This window comes from Streptomyces sp. NPDC057702 (assembly GCF_042799315.1).
Lineage (GTDB): Bacteria > Actinomycetota > Actinomycetes > Streptomycetales > Streptomycetaceae > Streptomyces.
The window spans coordinates 65,083-83,778 of record NZ_JBHVJC010000003.1 but is presented as its reverse complement, the minus strand read 5'-3'; the positions used below and the strand labels follow the sequence as shown (position 1 = coordinate 83,778).

The 18,696-nt window shown below is 73.3% G+C and carries 4 protein-coding genes; 2 read left to right on the top strand and 2 right to left on the bottom strand.

Annotated elements, in window-relative coordinates; translation table 11 throughout:
- Window positions 1-11: 11 nt before the first annotated feature.
- Together ACFVFR_RS02725 and ACFVFR_RS02720 are read right to left on the bottom strand one after the other, a co-directional pair.
- Window positions 12-947 (bottom strand): helix-turn-helix domain-containing protein, encoded by a 936-nt coding sequence (locus ACFVFR_RS02725; RefSeq protein ID WP_383697427.1) that lies wholly within the window; start codon window positions 945-947, stop codon window positions 12-14.
- Between the two features lie 102 nt (window positions 948-1,049).
- The gene (locus tag ACFVFR_RS02720) at window positions 1,050-1,298 is read right to left on the bottom strand and encodes a DUF397 domain-containing protein (protein ID WP_383697425.1); all 249 of its coding nucleotides are present in this window, start codon (window positions 1,296-1,298) and stop codon (window positions 1,050-1,052) included.
- Window positions 1,299-1,655: 357 nt separating this feature from the next.
- Here ACFVFR_RS02720 and ACFVFR_RS02715 point away from each other — a divergent pair, with 357 nt between their 5' ends.
- Together ACFVFR_RS02715 and ACFVFR_RS02710 are read left to right on the top strand one after the other, a co-directional pair.
- Window positions 1,656-4,634: an NACHT domain-containing protein gene (locus ACFVFR_RS02715; RefSeq protein ID WP_383697423.1), complete on the top strand. Its 2,979-nt coding sequence runs from the start codon at window positions 1,656-1,658 to the stop codon at window positions 4,632-4,634.
- Between the two features lie 1,066 nt (window positions 4,635-5,700).
- Window positions 5,701-18,687, top strand: coding sequence for a type I polyketide synthase (locus ACFVFR_RS02710; RefSeq protein WP_383697421.1), 12,987 nt, complete (start codon window positions 5,701-5,703; stop codon window positions 18,685-18,687).
- The last annotated feature ends 9 nt before the right edge of the window (window positions 18,688-18,696 follow it).

Sequence of the window (18,696 nt, the reverse complement as noted above, 5' to 3'; positions counted from 1 at the left end):
GTGGTTCCGGTTCACGGTGCCGTGGGACCAGACTGCTTCTCGACGGCTTCGTGCTCCCAGTGATCGAGGGCTTCCATCAGCGATAACGTGCTGTTCTTCCGGTCGTAGGCGTTGGCTCGCACGTTGAGAAGCAGCTTGCGGTACTTGTCGAGCTGGCGCTTCTGGGTGACGTAGTTCGCCCCGTCGAGATGCTCCACGTAGGCCAGCTCCTGGAAGTCCCCGTCGGCGAACGACAGGTGGAAGATCGGGTAGGGCGGGGTCAGTGCGCCCTTGGGGACGATGCGGATGTTGAACCGGGTCGTCTGGGTGACCTTCAGCAGCAGGCGGATCTGTTCCGCCATCGCCTCCGGCGAGCCGTACCCCCGGAGCAGTACCTCCTCCGCGATGAGCGCGTCCAGGGCGCGGCCCCCCTGCTCGACGGCGAGCTGGCGTTGCATGCGCAGGCTGACCACGCGCTCGATGTCGGCGTCCGGGAGCCCGATCTCCATCATCCGCACCAACGCCCGCGCGTACGACTCGGTCTGGAGCAACCCTGGCACCACGTGCGGGTCGAAGACCGAGATCCTGTCCGCCGCGGCTTCCAGGCGGATCAGGCGCTTGAGGAAGTTGGGGGTGACGTCCGCGAAGCGGGCGTACAGGTCGGCGTTGCCGGCCTGGGCGAGGAGTTGGTCGATCTGGCTGCGCTGCTCGCGGGTGAGGCCGTAGAAGACCGTGAGGTCGTGTACGTCCCGGGGCTTGGCCGGGCTCTCGCCCCGCTCCAGTCGGCTCACCTTGGAGGTGGAGGCCCGGATCGCGCGTGCCGCGTCGGCGAGGGTGTAGCCGAGGCGTTCACGGTGGTAGCGCAGCTCGTCGCCCAGGAGTCGACCGGCGGGGCGCTGCTCGTCCGAGGTCTGTATCCGGATGACGGACGCGTCAGAAGCGGGTTGGGCCTTGCGAGCGGCGGACATACCAACTCCGAGTACTCAAGAGGCATATTAATGGCCCCCAGAGTGCCGGGCGTACGTCCGCCGCCGCAAACTATGGCCAGAGCGTAGCTCTGTGTTCTGCCGTTAGCGGGCGAGCTGGTCGAATTCCGAGCCCTTCGCGCCGTCCAGGAAGGCACGCAGCTCAGCCCTGGTGAAGATCAGCGCCGGGCCCTCGGGGTGCCGCGAATTCCGCACGGCGACCTCTCCCCCTGGCAGGCCGGCCATCTCCACGCACTCGCCCATGCCGACGCTCGCCTGCGCCTTCAGCCAGGTCACGCCCTTGATCTCACCCGCTGGGGTGCCGTTCTCGATCGTCATTGCTCCCTCGCTCATGTCTGGTCGTGCTAGCCGAACGACGGTGCACACGATTCCCGTATGGGAATCGGCCGCACCGTCCATGCAAGCATAGGTACCCGGTATCGCCTCAACAGACGCCCAAAAGAGTGGAGTTGGAGATCAGGTGGCGGGGTAGAGCTCGATGCCCTTTCCTGGAAAGCGCCTCAACGTGTGGACGTAGCGCGGTTGTTGAGCGTCAAATCGATCCTCTGGCGAGTCATGTGACTCATCGGGTCGTGAACTGCGGGACCGGGTGGCGCGGCGACGGTCGGCGGGTGTGCGGGTTGTCCGGTTCGCAGGGAAGGCCGCCGGGCCCGCTGCCACAATGCCGGGATTCGTCCCGGGGAGAGGTGCGTGGTGGTGGAAGCTGCGGTGTTACGACTGAGCGGAACGGTGGTCAACGCGGCGGCCCAGTTGTGGCTGGGTGGCCGGCGCGAGAAACAGGAACGCCTGCTGGAGATGGACGAGCTGGTGCGGGTGCGGGTGCCCGGGCTCCGGTTCCAGCGCGAGGTGCGGCAGCAGTTCGAGCAGATCACCAACGCGGTGTACGACCGCTTGGAGCCGCACCTGCGGCATGCGTTCCAGCGGCTGGACGAGGGTGGCCAACAGGCGGTGCTGGACGGTGTGGTCGACACGCTGTCCCAGGCCGACCTGACGGACGGCGAACTGCTCGCCGTCAACGTCCAACCGGCGGCGCTGGTACGCCGCATCGTCCGCGCCGTCAGCCCGCCGGTCGGACTGAGCGAGGCGGAGTCCAGACTGTACGAGGCGCTCTTCGCCGAGTGCGTCGAGTACTACGTGCGCATCGTGCGCAACCTGCCGGTCTTCGAGGGGCGGGCCGCGGCGGAGCTACTGGCCCGCACGGCGACCCTGGGGGCGGAGGTGGCGCGCATCCTGGAGCGCCTGCCCGACCGTTCGCTGTTCGCCCCGGAGGGCACGGACCACGACACGGACTTCCGGCGCCGGTACCTGGAGCTGGTCAGCCGGGACCTGGACGAGGTGGAGCTGTTCCGCCGCACGACCGACCAGGCGAGCGCGCCGAGCGTCCGGCTGTCTGTGGCGTACGTCAGCCTACGGACCACCGGGGGTGACGGCGGGCAGCGGAGCGCGGTCCGCGCGTTGCTCCCGCTCCGGCCCGACATGAGCCGGTGGGAGGACGGGGGCGATGTCGGGAGCGCCGGACAGCGGGTCGAGGCCGCGTTGAGTGGCGGGGCGAAGGTGTTGCTGCGCGGTGAGGCGGGCTCGGGGAAGACCACCCTGCTGCGCTGGCTGGCTGTCATGGCCGCGCGGGGTTCCTTCCACGGAGAGCTGGCCGCGTGGAACGGACTCACCCCGATTCTCATCAAGCTACGTGAGTACAGCGGCGGCGCGCTGCCCGGCCCTGAGGGGATGGTGGACGGTGTCGCCGGTCCCATCAGTGGAGTCATGCCGAGGGGGTGGGTGGAACGCCAGCTCGACGGTGGTGGCGTGCTGTTGCTGATCGACGGCGTGGACGAACTGCTCGACCGCGAACGACGGGCAGTACGGGTGTGGCTGCGCAAGTTGCTCGACGCGTACGAGGGCGTACGGGTGGTCGTCACCTCGCGCCCCGCCGCGGCCGGCGCGGACTGGCTGCGTCGCGAGGGCTTCACCTCGCTCCACCTGGACCGCATGACGCCGCCGGACCTGGCCGCCTTCGTACGGCAGTGGCACCAGGCCGTACGCGAGCTGGGCGACGAGCTGCCGATCCCGGTCGAGGAGGTGCCACGGTACGAGCAGGCGTTGCTGGCCAGCCTCAAGGACCGGGCACACCTCCAGTCGCTGGCCGGCACACCCCTGCTGGCCGCCATGCTGTGCGCCATGCACCTCAACCGGGGGCGCCAGCTTCCGAGGGACCGGATGGAGCTGTACCGCAACGCCCTGCACACCCTGGTACACGAGCGGGACGCGGACCGCAACGTACCGAGCGCCGTGGACAGCACGCTCAGCCTCGGCGACAAGCTGGTCATCCTGCGGGACCTCGCCTGGCGCCTTTCGGACAACAACCGCAGCGAGATCGACGTGGCGAAGGCGGCCGGCTACGTGTCGGCGAAGCTGCGGACGATGCGACACCTGGACGCACTCGACGGCGAACAGGTCCTGGAACAGCTGCGCCACCGCTCCGGGATTCTGCGTTCCCCCGCCCAGGGGCGGCTGGACTTCGTGCACCGCACGTTCCAGGAGTACCTCGCGGCCAAGGAGGCCACGGAGGAGGACCGCATCGGCAACCTCGTCGGCCGGGCCCATCTGGACCTGTGGCGGGAGACCCTCATCATGGTCGCGGGCCACGCCACCACCCGCCAGCGTGAGGAACTGCTCGGCGGCATCCTCGACCGGGCCGAGCGGGAACCCCGGCACGCGCGCCGGCTCCGACTGCTCGCGGCATCCTGCCAGGAGACGCTGCCCGCCATGTCGGAGGAGCTGGCGGGGCGGGTCGACCAGGCGGTGAAGCGGGTGCTCCCGGCGCGACGTATGACGGACCCGCCGGCGTTGGCGGCGGTGGGGACGAGTCTGCTGCGCTGGCTGCCTCGGTCGCTGGCCGGGCTGACGGAGAAGTCCGCCGCACAGACGGTGCGGACCGTGGCGCTGATCGGGGGAGAGGAAGCCCTCGCGCTGCTGGAGGGGTACGTGGGGGATGAGCGGGGCGGGGTCGTCGAGGCGTTCATTGGTGCATGGGTCTACTTCGATGCTGATCTTTACGTTGATCGCGTGCTGTCTCGGGTGCCGGTGGAGGATCGGCAGGTGAGGCTTGCTCATCCCGGGCAGATGAGGGCGGCAGCGAGACTGGGGCCTTTGGTTGATCTAGTTGTGTTCTATCCGATGCGGGACGCCTCAGTTCTCGCGGGCCTTGCCGGGTTGACTAGCTTGACAGTTCACGTATCTGCGGGGCAGGACCTTAGCGGGCTCCTCTTGATCCCTGGGTTGGAATTCCTCGCTTTGGTGCTGCCCGATACCGCATGCGATCTGAGTCCGCTCCGTGGGCTAAATCGCCTGAAGGGGCTGATTCTTGTGGGACCGCCAGCTCTGACAGGGCCGGTCGAGTCGCCCGACCTTGACGAACTGGGCGGGATGGCCACGCTCCGGCGCCTGACCTTCGCCTGGCAGGACGTGCGGAGTTGGCTCAACTGCCACCGGAGCAGCCCACCCGCCCTAGAGCACTTGGATCTGCTCAGGTGTGTCGTGCCGTACGACGGGGGCGCCTTCGCGCGGCTTGAAGAACTGAAGAGGCTCACCCTGAGAGAGTGTCGAACCGCCGACGGCCAACCCGTCGCCACCTTCGACGTCCCGGGTGTGCGAACCAAGATCACGTCGTAGCGGAGTCAGCCCCCCCACGCGCAGGGTGAGCCCTCCACCCAGCCCTCGGCCGGAACGGCCCCCGCCAAGCCCCCGATTCACGTTTGCGACCTTACAGGTTCCGCCCACCCGTGCCCCACCCGTAACGCGCCGCCGACACCCATCAGGGCGCCCCGCGCCGCCACCCCACGGAGCAACCCTCCCGCGTCTCCCCAGTGCTGGCCGAGCCCCGTCTCGGCCAGCACTTCGCGTGGGTCGGGCGAGGCTGTCGTGGTCCGAGGCGCCTGGAAGGTGGTCGCTCGCGCTCCGAAGGGAGCGCTCGGCATGGCGCGTGGGGTGGTGCGCGGAGGTGTTCGCGCCTGTCGTGTGGTCCCGTGCATCCACTTGATCGATGCGGTCATCCGAGGACGGTCGGTGTCCTCGCGGCGAGCAAGTGAACGCGTATTTCTTTCGTTTCTCATCTTTCCTTGAGTGTCTTCTGGCGAGTTTTGCAAGTCCGCCACGCTTGCGGACGGTAACGCCTTGCTGAACTATGGCGTCGATTCGGATGTGTGGTGCTGATCGGGGCGTTTCGGACTGGCTGGTCAGGTGACGGGGGGCGGGACGTGCGAGGCGAAACCGGGGCGAGCAGGCACGAACATAAAGCGGTCACGAATCGGAACGCGGAAGACCCTAATCGGGCGTCGTGTGACCGATCAGTACGCTCCCTCGATAACTTTGCGTGATGCATGAAATGACTTCGCGTCGAGTGTTGCGCGCGTGAAGTCGACATAAAAGTGCCAGGTGGAGCCGCCTCGTGTCCTTCGCTGTCGCGTATCTGTGGTGTTCATGTCGAACGGTCAGCGCACGCTACGTGGCAGTAGAAATGTGTCAAATCGCTCTCAATAACCGCAGGAAGAGAGGGTGGTTCGGGCAACGATCATGCGGATACTGTCGGCACTGGCACCGGACCGCGGGCTTCGCACCTCACTGACCTCGTGCGGGCCTTCCGCGTACCCAACACAACCTCCCGGGGCGTCAATTCGCTGACGCTCCGTGTCGTTCGTGGTGCCCCGGCACAGGGTTCATGCAAGAGGGGAACTGACGAGTGGTCACCGGCACTGTCGTCGTCATCGGGACCGCGCATGTCGCGCCGATGCGGGAAATGCTCACCTCCGGCGTGCTCACCGAGCTGATCGGTCAGCACATACCCGCGGACCGCGCGACCGAGTACGAGTCGGCGTGGCGGGCCTGTGAGGACGCGGGCATCGGCGCGTCCGACCGGGCCAACGCCGGGGTCTTCCTGGCCGCCGACGAGATGGGCGACGACGACGCGGGCGAGCTGGCGCGCGTGCTCGGACTGCGCGGCCCCTGTCGGGTCGGGCACGAACCGGTCACCGACGCGGTCACCGCCCTGCGAGCCGACGCGTGCGATCTGGCACTCGTCGGGGCGGGCGGCGCCTTTGCCGTGTTAGCGCGTGGGAACGGTGTGCGGACCGCACCCTTCGCCTACCGGCTCGGCGCCGCCCACCCGTGGCCCACCAGCGTCCCGGCCCTGGTCGAGGCCGCGCGCCAGGCGGGCAGGCCCGAGCCCGGACGTGCCGTACCGGACGGGCCCACCGTCCCCCTCACCCTGTCGGCGCACAGCCCGGATGCGCTGCGAGCGCGCGCCGCCGACCTGCACACCCTGCTGCGGGACCACCCCACCCTCCCGCTCGCCGACCTCGCCTACTCCCTGGCCACCACCCGTCCCACCCTCGCCCGGCGCGCCGTGCTCGTCGGCGCCGACCGCGCCCAGCTCACCGACGGGCTTCTCGCCGTCAGCGAGGGCCGCCCGGTGCCCGGACTCCTAACCGGCGGGCCCACCCCGCTCGGCACGGCCGGCCCCGCCTTCGTCTTTCCCGGGCACGGGCCGCAGTGGCTGGGCATGGCCGATGAACTGCTGGCCACCTCACCGGTGTTCGCCGAGCGACTGCACGCCTGCGCCGAGGCCCTGACGCCGTACGTGGACTGGCCCGTCTTGGACGTCCTGCGCGGCAGCACCGACACACCCTCGCTGGATCGGCCGGACGTCGGGCAGCCCGCGCTGTGGGCGATGATGGTGGCCCTGTCCGCGCTGTGGCGGTCCTGGGGTGTGTTGCCCGGGGCCGTGATCGGCTCCAGTGTCGGTGAGATCCCGGCCGCGACGGTCGCGGGCGCGCTGTCGATCGAAGACGGCGCGCGGGCCGTGGCCCTGTTCGGCCGGGCCCAGACACATCTGCTCGAACGCGGCGTGATGCTCTCCGTGTTGGCCTCCGCCGACGAGGTGCGCGAGCGGCTGACCCGCTACGACGGGCTGGACCTCGCCGCCGTGCACGCCCCCGGTTCGGTGCTGGTCTCCGGTGCCGAGGACGCCGCCGACGCGCTGTTGGCCGAGCTGACCGCCGATGGCGTCAAGGCCCGTGGCATCGCCATCCGCCTCGCCGCGCACGGCCGTCAGGTCGACGCCGTGCTCGACGCGATGCGCGCCGACCTCGCGCCGATCGCGCCCCGCGCGAGCCAGGTGCCGATCTACGCGGCCACCACGGGCGGGCGCGTCGACCCGCTCACGCTCACCGCCGACCACTGGTGCCGCAATCTGCGCCACACCGCCGACTTCGAGCGCGCCACGCGCGCCGCCCTGGCCGCCGGTCACCACCTGCTCCTGGAGCCCAGCCCGCACCCCGTACTCACCCGGGCCGTGCAGGAGAGCGCCGAGGACGCCGGCGTGGCGGCCGTCGCCGTCGGTACGCTGCGTCGCGACCACGGCGGCGTCGACCAGGCGATGTCCGCGCTGGCCGAGCTGTACGCGCACGGTGTCGCGCCCGACTGGGAGGCGGTGTTCGCCGGGCGCGACGTACGCCCGGTGCCACTGCCCGGCTACCCGTCGCACGCGGCGCCGCGGGTCAAGGCCGCCCCGTCGCTGGCCGACCGGCTCGCCGAGGCCGCCGACCGGGACGCGTACCTGCTCGACCTGGTGCGCGGGCAGCTCGCCGCCGTCGTCGGCGGTGACGCGCGGGCCGTCGTCGACGTGGACGCGCCGTTGTTGGAGCTGGGTGTCGACTCGGCGGGCGCGGTGGCGCTGCGCAACCTGCTCAACGTGGCCACCGGTCTGAGCCTGCCGGTCTCGGCGGTCTTCGACAACCCGACCTGCCGCGGCCTGGCCCGCTACCTCGACCGCACCCTGCGCGGCGTGCCGGTCGAGGACGACGAGCCGGTGCCCGCCCGCGCGGCCGGTGACGAGGACCCGATCGCCGTCGTGGCGATGAGCTGCCGACTGCCCGGTGGCGTACGCAGCCCCGAGGACCTGTGGGCGCTGCTGTCCGAGGGGGGCGACGGCGTCAGCGCCTTCCCCACCGACCGGGGCTGGGACCTGGACGGGCGCTACGACGAGGACGCCGAGCGGGCGGGCGGCTACTACCAGCGCGAGGCCGGGTTCCTGCACGACGTCCACCAGTTCGACCCGGAGTTCTTCGGGATCTCCCCGCGTGAGGCGCTGGCGATGGACCCCCAGCAGCGCCTGCTTCTGGAGATCGGCTGGGAGGCCATGGAGTGGGCGGGCATCGAGCCGGCCACCCTGCGCGGCACGCCGGCGGGTGTCTTCGTCGGCGCGATGACGATGGACTACGGGCCCCGGCTGCACGAGGCGCCCGCGGACCTGGAGGGCTACCTGCTCACGGGCAACACCGCGAGCGTGGCCTCTGGTCGGCTCGCGTACACCTTCGGGTTCGCGGGCCCGGCCGTCACCATCGACACGGCGTGCTCGTCGTCGCTGGTCACCCTGCACCTGGCGGTGGAGTCGCTGCGTCGTGGCGAGTGCTCGCTGGCGCTGGCGGGCGGTGTGACGGTGATGCCCTCGCAGGGCATGTTCGTGGAGTTCAGCCGGCAGCGCGCGCTGGCGGCCGACGGCCGGTGCAAGGCGTTCTCGGCGAGCGCGGACGGTTTCGGTCTCGCCGAGGGCGCCACGATGGTCCTCCTGGAACGGCTGTCGGACGCGCGGCGGCACGGGCACCCCGTGCTCGCGCTGGTCAAGGGCACCGCGATCAACCAGGACGGCGCGTCCAACGGTCTGACCGCCCCCAGCGGCCCCGCGCAGCGCAGGGTGATCCGGCAGGCGCTCGCCAACGCGGGTGTGTCGGCAGCCGACGTCGACGCCGTCGAGGCGCACGGCACCGGCACCCGGCTGGGCGACCCGATCGAGGCCGATGTACTGCTGGCCACCTACGGTCGCGAGCACCGGGCCGAGAGGCCGCTGTGGCTGGGCTCGGTCAAGTCCAACATCGGGCACACCCAGGCGGCGTCCGGCGTCGCGGGTGTGATCAAGATGGTGCTGGCGTTGCGGCACGGCGTACTGCCCAAGACGCTGCACGTCACCGAGCCCACCCCGCACGTGGACTGGTCGAGCGGCGCGGTGTCGCTGGTCACCGAGACCATGCCGTGGCCCGAGGTCGGGCGCCCGCGACGGGCGGGTGTGTCCTCGTTCGGCATCAGTGGCACCAACGCGCACGCCGTCCTGGAGCAGGCACCCGACGAGTCCTCGGTGGTGGCCAGGCCGACAGCCGGGCCGGTTCCGCTGGTGCTCTCCGCGCGCACGGCGGACGCCCTGCGCGCCCACGCCGCCCAACTCGTGCGCAGCGTAACGGAGTTGCCGGCCGTCGAGATGGCGGACGCGCTGCTGTCGCGGTCGGCCTTCGAGCACCGGGCCGTGGTGGTGTCCGGTGGCGTCGACGCGCTGACCTCGGTGGCCCAGGGAGTGGCGGCGGCCGAGCCCGCGCGGGTGGCGGTGGGGGTGGCGCGGCCGGTGGGCAAGGTGGTGTTCGTCTTCCCCGGGCAGGGTTCGCAGTGGCTGGGGATGGGGCTCACGCTGGCCGAGTCCTCGCCGGTGTTCCGGGCATCGCTGGAGGCGTGTGCCGAGGCGTTGGCGCCCCACGTGGAGTGGTCGCTGCGGGAGGTGCTGGCGGACGCGGCGGCGCTGGAGCGGGTGGACGTCGTACAGCCCGCGTTGTGGGCGGTGATGGTCTCGCTGGCCGAGTTGTGGCGTTCGTACGGCGTGGAGCCGGACGCGGTGGTGGGACACAGCCAGGGCGAGATCGCCGCCGCCTGTGTCGCCGGCGCCCTGTCGCTGGCCGACGGCGCCAGGGTGGTGGCGCTGCGGAGCAGGGCGATCCTGGCGCTCTCCGGGCAGGGTGGGATGGTCTCGCTCGGGACCTCGGTCGAGGAGGCCGAACGCCGCGTCGCCGCCTGGGACGGCCGGATCTCGGTCGCCGCGATCAACGGCCCCGGATCGGTGGTCGTCGCCGGCGACGCCGACGCCCTGGACGAGCTGGTCGAGGTGTGCGCCGCCGAGGAGGTGCGCGCCCGTCGCGTGCCCGTCGACTACGCCTCGCACTCCCCACACGTCGAACGCGTCCGGGAGGCGCTGGCCAGCGCGCTGGCCGAGGTGAGCCCGACGCGGGCCAGCGTCCCCATGCTGTCCACCGTCACCGGCCAGTGGCTGACCGGGCCCGAGGTGGACGGCGCGTACTGGTACCAGAACCTGCGCGACACCGTGCGCTTCGAGGAGGCCACCCGCGGCCTCCTGGACTGGGGCGCGGGCGCGTTCGTCGAGTGCGCCCCGCACCCGGTACTGGCCTTCGGGCTCCGCGAGACGCTGGACGCCACCGGCGGTGAGGCGGTCGTGGCGGGCACGCTGCGACGCGAGGACGGCGACCTGGACCAGTTCCTGCTCTCCGTCGCCGAGGCGTACGTGGAGGGCCTGCCCTTCGACTGGCGCCAGGTGGTGCCCGCCGGACGCCACGTGGACCTGCCCACCTACCCGTTCCAGCGCCGCCGCTTCTGGCTCGACCAGAGCGCCCGCGCGCGGTCGGGCGACGAGCCCGCGCAGGCGGAGTTCTGGGCCGCCGTGGAGCGCGGCGACCTCGCCACCACCCTGGACCTGCCCGCCGACGCGCCCCTGACCGACGTCCTGCCCAGCCTGGCCGACTGGCGACGGCGCACCCAGGAACGCTCCGCCGTCGACTCCTGGCGCTACCGCGTCACCTGGCGCCCCCTGGACACCCCGACCACACCCACCCTCACCGGCACCTGGCTGGTGGTCGACGCGCCCACCGACACCCCACACCCCTGGCACGCGGCGGCCGTCGACGCGCTGCGCGCCCACGGCGCCCACGTCCAGGTCAGCGACGGCTCGCCCGAGGCGCTGCGCGCCCTGGACCCCGCCCCCAGCGGCGTCCTGTCCCTGCTGGCCCTGGACGAGCGACCCGACCCCCGGGCGCCGGTCGTCCCCGGCGGGCTGTCCGGCACGCTGGCGCTGGTCCAGGCCCTCGGCGCGGCCGGCATCGGCGCGCCGCTGTGGCTGGTCACCTCCGGCGCCGTCTCCGTGGGGCGCTCCGACCCGCTGACCCACCCCACGCGCAGCCAGGCGTGGGGACTCGGGCTGGCCGTCGGCCTGGAGCACCCGGACCGCTGGGGCGGCCTCGTCGACCTCCCCGCCACCCCCGACACCAAGGCCGCCACCCGACTCGCCGCCGTCCTGGCCGGCCAGGGTGACGAGGACCAACTGGCCGTACGGGCCTCCGGCATCGTGGCGCGCCGCCTGACCCCCGCGCCCGCGCCGGCCACCGCACCCGCCTGGCGCGCCCGGGGCACCGTGCTGATCACCGGTGGCACCGGCGCCATCGGCGGCCACGTCGCCCGCTGGCTGGCCGGCAACGGCGCCGAACACCTCGTCCTGACCAGCCGCGGCGGAGCCAACGCCCCCGGCGCGCGCGAACTGGAGGCCGAGCTGACCGCGCTCGGCGTCCGTACCACCCTCGCCGCCTGCGACGCGGCCGACCGGGCCGCGCTGGCCGACCTGTTCGCCCGCCTCGACGCCGACGGCACACCGATCCGCTCGGTCTTCCACGCGGCCGGCACCGTCCCCGCCCTGCCGCTGGCCGACACCCGCACACCCGACCTCGCGCACGCCCTGGCCGCCAAGGCCGCCGGCGCCGCCCACCTGGACGAGCTGTGCGCCGGGCGCGACATCGACGCCTTCGTGCTCTTCTCCTCCGGGTCCGCCGTGTGGGGCAGCGGCGAACTCGGCGCGTACGGCGCGGCCAACGCCTACCTTGACGGCCTCGCGCACCGCCGCCGTGCCGCCGGGCTGCCCGCCACCTCCCTCTCCTGGGGCATGTGGGCCGGCGCGGGCATGGCCGCCGGCGACCTCAACGACCAACTGCGCCGCCGGGGCCTGCGCCCCATGCGCCCCGAGCTCGCCGTCGGCGCGCTGGCCACCGCCCTGGCCACCGGCGAGACGGCCCTGACGATCGCCGACATCGACTGGGCCCGCTTCGCCCCCGGCTTCACCGCCGCCCGCTCCCGCCCGCTGATCGGCGACATCCCCGACGTCATCGCGCTGGCCGCCCAGGACAGCGCGCCCGAGCCCACCACCGGCGGGGCCCTGGCCGACCAACTGGCCCTCCTGACCGAGGCCGACCAACACCGCCTGCTGCTCGACCTGGTACGCGGCCACGCGGCGGCGGTCCTGGGGCACGACGGGCCCGGGGCGGTCACCCCGGACCGGGCCTTCCGCGAGCTGGGCTTCGACTCGCTGACGGCCATCGAGGTCCGCAAGCGCCTGAACGCCGCCGTCGGCACCCGCCTGCCCACCACCGTCGTCTTCGACCACCCCACCCCCGAGGCGCTCGCCCGCCACCTGCACTCCGTGGTGCTCGGCGAACGGCGGGACGCCACGCCCGGACAGGTCGCGGCGCGCGCGGCCGACGAGCCGATCGCCGTGGTCGCCATGAGCTGCCGCTACCCCGGCGGCGTACGCGACCCCGAGGACCTGTGGTCGCTCGTCCTGGGCGAACACGACGCGATCGGCCCGCTCCCCGACGACCGGGGCTGGGACACCGACCGGCTCTACGCGCCCGACGCCCGGGAAGCGGGCCACAGCACCACCCTGGAAGGCGCGTTCGTCGAGGACGCGGGCGGCTTCGACGCCGGCTTCTTCGGCATCGCCCCGCGCGAGGCACTGGCCATGGACCCCCAGCAGCGGCAGGTCCTGGAACTGGCCTGGGAGGCGTTCGAGCGCGCGGGCATCGACCCCTCCTCGGTACGCGACAGCCTCACCGGCGTGTTCATCGGCGCCTCGGCACAGGGTTACGCGGGCACCCTGGAGCAGGCGGCGCCCGAGATGGACGGCTACCGGCTGACCGGCGACGCCCTCAGCGTCGTCTCCGGCCGCATCGCCTACGCCCTGGGCCTGCGCGGCCCCGCCGCCACCGTCGACACCGCCTGCTCCTCCTCGCTGGTCGCCCTGCACCTGGCACTCCAGGCGCTGCGCTCGGGCGAGTGCTCCATGGCCCTGGCCGGCGGCACCGCGATCATGGTGACGCCGACGCCGTTCGCCGAGTTCAGCCTCCAGGGCGGGCTGGCCCCCGACGGCCGGTGCAAGCCCTTCGCGGACGCCGCCGACGGCGTCGGCTGGGGCGAGGGCGCCGGCCTGGTCCTGCTGGAGCGCCTCTGCGACGCGCGGGCCAACGGCCACCAGGTGCTGGCCGTCGTCCGTGGCTCCGCCATCAACCAGGACGGCGCCTCCAACGGGCTCTCCGCGCCCAACGGGCCCGCCCAACAGCGCGTCATCCGCGCCGCGCTGGCCAACGCGGGCCTGACCACCGCAGACGTCGACGCCGTCGAGGGCCACGGCACCGGCACCCGCCTCGGCGACCCCATCGAGGCCCAGGCACTCCAGGCCACCTACGGCCAGGACCGGCCCGCCGACCAACCGCTGCTGCTGGGCGCGCTCAAGTCCAACATCGGCCACACCCAGGCGGCCTCCGGCATCGCCGGCGTCATCAAGATGGTGCAGGCCCTACGGCACGGCGTACTGCCCCGCACCCTGCACCTGGACCGGCCCTCCCGGCACGTGGACTGGACCGCCGGCGCCGTGGAGCTCCTGCCCGAGCGCCGGCCCTGGCCCGCGACCGGCCGGCCCCGCCGGGCGGCCGTCTCCGCCTTCGGCGTCAGCGGCACCAACGGACACGTCATCCTCGAACAGGCCGCCGAGCCCGCCCGTCCCACCCCGGCGCCCGCCGACGGCCGGCCGCTGGCCTGGGCACTGTCCGCCCGCGACACCACCGCGCTGCGCGCGCAGGCCACCCGCCTGGCGCACACCGTGGACCAGCGGGCCGCACTGTCCCCCGTGGACATCGCCCACACCCTGGCCACCGGACGGGCCGCGCTCGACCACCGCGCGGTCGTCCTCGGCGCCACCACCTCCCACCTGCGCGCCGGCCTGGCGGCGGTCGCCGCCGGCACCGACGACCCGACCGTGGTACGGGGCACACCCGACGGGGGCCGGCTCGCCGTGCTCTTCTCCGGCCAGGGCGCCCAACGCCTGGGCATGGGGCGTGAGCTGTACGCGACGCGACCGGTGTTCGCCGACGCCCTGGACACCGTGTTCGCCCACCTCGACCCGCTGCTGCCGCTGCCGCTGCGCGAGGTGGTCTTCGGCGACGACCAGGCCGCACTGGACCGCACCGAGTACGCCCAGCCCGCCCTGTTCGCCGTCGAGGTCGCCCTCTACCGACTGTGGGAGTCCTGGGGCCTGCGCGCCGACGCGCTCGCCGGACACTCGATCGGCGAACTGGCCGCCGCGCACGTGGCCGGCGTCTTCTCGCTCGCCGACGCCTGCGCGATCGTCGCCGCCCGAGGCGCGCTCATGCAGGCGCTGCCCGCCGGCGGCGTCATGGTCGCGGTGCAGGCCACCGAGGACGAGATCGCTCCGCACTGCTCCGAGCACGTCGGCATCGCCGCGATCAACGGCCCCCACTCGCTGGTCCTGTCCGGCACCGACCGCGAGGTACTCGCCCTGGCCGACCGACTCCGGGGGCAGGGACGCAAGGTGACCCGGCTGCGGGTCAGCCACGCCTTCCACTCCCCGCTGATGGAGCCCATCCTGGCCGAGTTCCGCCGCGTCGTCGCCAGCGCGGTGGCCAACCCGCCCACCCTGCCCCTGGTGTCCACCCTGACCGGCGCCCCCGTCGACGCCGACACCCTGGCCTCGCCGGACTACTGGGTCCGACACGTGCGCCAGCCCGTGCGCTTCGCCGACGCCGTCACCTCCCTGGTCGCCCAGGGTGTGACGACGATGGTCGAGGTCGGGCCCGGCGCCGTGCTCACCGCCATGGGCCAGGACAGCGCCCCCGACGCCGCGTTCGTCCCCACCCTGCGCTCCGACCGGCCCGAGCCCGACGCCCTGCTCCTGGCCGCCGCCGCCCTCCACGTCCGTGGCGCCCGACTCGACCTGGCCGCCGCCCTCGGCGGCCGGGGCGAGCGCGTGGACCTGCCCACCTACGCCTTCCAGCACGAGCGGTACTGGCTCACCGCGGCCGTCGCGCCCGCCGGCGCGGGCGCCACCGCCGCCCTCGGCGTCGCCGCCGGTGACCACCCGCTGCTGCGCGCCGCCGTCGAACTGCCCGACTCCGACGGCGTCGTCTTCACCGGCCGCCTGGCCACCAGCGCCCAACCCTGGCTGGCCGACCACGGCGTCGGCGACCGCGTCCTCTTCCCCGGCACCGGCTTCCTCGACCTGGCCCTCCACGCCGCCAGCCACTGCGGGCTCGACACGGTCGAAGAGCTCACCCTGCACGCCCCACTGGCCCTGCCCGAGCGCGGCGGCCTCGCCCTGCGCGTCACCGTCGGCGCGCCCCACGACGACACCCGCGCCATCCGCGTCCACGCCCGAGCCGAGGACGCCGACCCGGACACACCGTGGACCGAACACGCCAGCGGCACGCTCACCACCAGCGACACGCCGGCCACCGAACTGGCCGCGTGGCCGCCACCGGGCGCCACCCCGCTGGACGCCGCCGACGTCTACGACCGCCTCACCGACCTCGGCTACGCCTACGGCCCCGTCTTCCGCGCCCTGCGCGCCGCCTGGAGCCTGGACCAGGACGTGTACGTCGAGGTCACCCTGCCCGACCACGCCGACAGCACGGGCTTCCACCTCCACCCCGCGCTCCTGGACGCCGCACTCCACGCCCCCGTGCTCCGCACCCTGGAGGAGAGCGGCGGCGGCCCCCGCCTCCCCTTCAGCTTCACCGGAGTACGCCGGCACGCCGCCGGTGCCGCCACTCTGCGCGTGCGCTGGACACCCACCGGAGCGGGCACGATGGCGCTGGCCGTCGCCGACCCCGCCGGCCGGCCCGTAGCCAGCGTCGCATCGCTGGTCATGCGGCCCACGGAACTGCCCACGACGGCCTCCCGCGCCCTCGAGTCACTGCTCGCCCTGGAGTGGACACCCCTGGACCCGGGCCAGGACCCGACGCCCGGACTGGCCGTCCTCGGCACCGACACCCTGGGCATCGACGCCAGGGCCGTGCCCGACGTCGACTCCCTGGACGACATCGCCACCCTGCTCGCCCCCTGCCCGACCCCGCCGGAGCCCGGCGGGGACACACCGGGCCAGGCCGCCCGCGCGGCGGTGACCTGGGCGCTGCGCCTGGCCCAGGAGTGGCTGGCCGACGAGCGGACCACCCACTGCCGCCTGGTGTTCGTCACCCGGGGCGCGCTCGACACCCGCACACCCGATCCGGCCCAGGCCGCCGTGTGGGGCCTGGTGCGCTCGGCGCAGACCGAGCACCCCGGCCGGTTCACCCTCCTCGACCTGGACGAGAGCGCCGAGTCCGCCCACCTCGTCCCCGCTGCCCTGGCCTGCGACGAGACCCAGCTGGCCGTACGCGCCGGACGCGTGAGCGCCCCCCGCCTGACCCGCGCCGACACCGACGGCCGTCTCACCCCGCCCACCGAGGGCCCGTGGCGGTTGGACAGCCAACCGCGCGGCTCCTTCGACGGCCTCACCCTGACCCCGCACCCCGAGGCCGACGCGCCCCTGGCGCCCGGCGAGGTACGCGTCGCCGTCCGCGCCACCGGCGTCAACTTCCGCGACGTGCTCATCGCCCTCGACTCCTACCCCGGCGCGGCCGAACTCGGCAGCGAGGCCGCCGGCGTGGTCACCGAGGTCGGCGCGGACGTCACCGACCTGGCACCGGGAGACCGCGTGCTGGGCATGGTCACCCGTGGCTTCGGGCCGCTGGCGGTCACCGACCGCAAGCTGCTCGCCCCGATACCCGCCGGCTGGAGCTTCGCCCGAGCCGCCGCCACCCCCCTGGTCTTCCTCACCGCCTACTACGCCCTGCACGACCTGGCCCGCCTGCGACGCGGCGAGTCCGTCCTCATCCACGCCGCGACCGGCGGCGTCGGCATGGCGGCCGTCCAACTCGCCCGCCACTGGGGCGCGGAGGTCTTCGCGACCGCCAGCCCCGCCAAGTGGGACACCCTACGAGCCATGGGTGTGCCCGAGACACACCTGGCGTCCTCGCGCGACACCGACTTCGCGGACAAGTTCACCGCCGAGACCGCGGGCCGCGGTGTCCACGTCGTCCTCAACTCGCTGGTCCGCGAGTTCACCGACCGCTCCCTTGACCTGCTGCCCGACGGCGGCCGGTTCGTCGAACTCGGCAAGGCCGACGTCCGCGACGTCGACGACCTGCCCCCCGGCGTCACGTACGCCACCTTCGACCTGACCCAGCCGGGGCCCGACCGCTTCCAGGAGATGCTGGTCGAACTGCTGGACCTGTTCGAGACCGGCGCGCTGACCCCGCTCCCGGTAGGCGCCTGGGACGTACGCCGCGCACCCGAGGCGTTCCGCCACCTCAGCCAGGCCCGCCACGTCGGCAAGGTCGTCCTGACCGTGCCCGCCCCCCTCGACGTGGACCGCCCGGTCCTGGTCACCGGCGGCCTCGGCACACTGGGCGCCCTGGTGGCCCGCCACCTCGTCACCGACCAGGGCGCACGCCACCTCGTCCTGGTCGGGCGCAAGGGCCTGGCCACCGAGGGCGCGCCCGAACTCCGCGACGAACTCACCGCCCTGGGCGCCCGGGTACACGTCGCCGCCTGCGACATCGCCGACCGCGACGCCGTCGCCACCCTGCTGGCCTCCCTGGACCGCCCCCTGGGCGCCGTCGTCCACGCGGCGGGCGTCGTCGACGACGGCGTACTGGAATCGCTCGCCCCCCAGCGGATCGACCACGTCTTCGGCCCCAAGGTCGACGGCCTCCTCCACCTGGACGAGCTCACCCAGGACGCCGACCTGTCCGCCTTCGTCGTCTTCTCCTCCGCCGCCGGCGTCCTCGGCAGCGCCGGCCAGGCCAGCTACGCGGCGGCCAACGCGACACTGGACGCCCTCGTCCAACGCCGCCACGCACGCGGCCTGCCCGGCACCTCGCTGGCCTGGGGCATGTGGGCCGCCGCCAGCGGTATGACCGCCGGACTCGACGCCGGAGACCGGGCCCGACTCGGCCGCTCCGGCATCCGCGAACTGCCCACCCCCGACGCCCTCGCCCTCCTGGACGCGGCCACCCACGATGACCGACCCACCCTGGTCCCCGTCCACCTGGACACCCCCGCGCTACGCCGCCAGGCGGCGGACAACACCCTGCCCCCGCTCCTGCGCGGCCTGGTCCGCACCCCCGCCCACCGCGCCACCACGGCCACCCCCGCGCCGACCGTGTCGTTCGCGCGGGCCATCGCGGACCAGTCGGCCACCGACCGCGAGGAAACCGTCCTCGAACTGGTCCGCGCCCAGGTCGCCGCGGTCCTCGGACACGCCGCGGGCACCCAGATCGACCCCACCCGCGCCCTGCGCGACCTCGGCTTCGACTCGCTGACCTCGGTGGAACTCCGCAACCGCCTCACCGCCGCCACCGGCCTGCGCCTGCCCTCGACGCTCGTCTTCGACCACCCGTCGGCCACCGCCATCACCCGCCACGTGCTCACGCTGCTCCCACGCACCGAACCCGAGCCCGGCACCGACGTGCTGGACCAGCTCGACCAGCTGGAGAGCGCGCTGCTCGCCCTCACCGACGACGGCACCGCCACCAAGGCGGACCTGCGACTCCGCGCCCTGCTCGCCCGGTGGAGCGACGCGCGGGCCACCAGCGACAGCCCGGACGCCGAATCCGACCTCGCCGCGGCCACCGACGACGAACTCTTCGGCTACCTCGACAACGAACTCGAAACCTCGTGACCGGTCCGG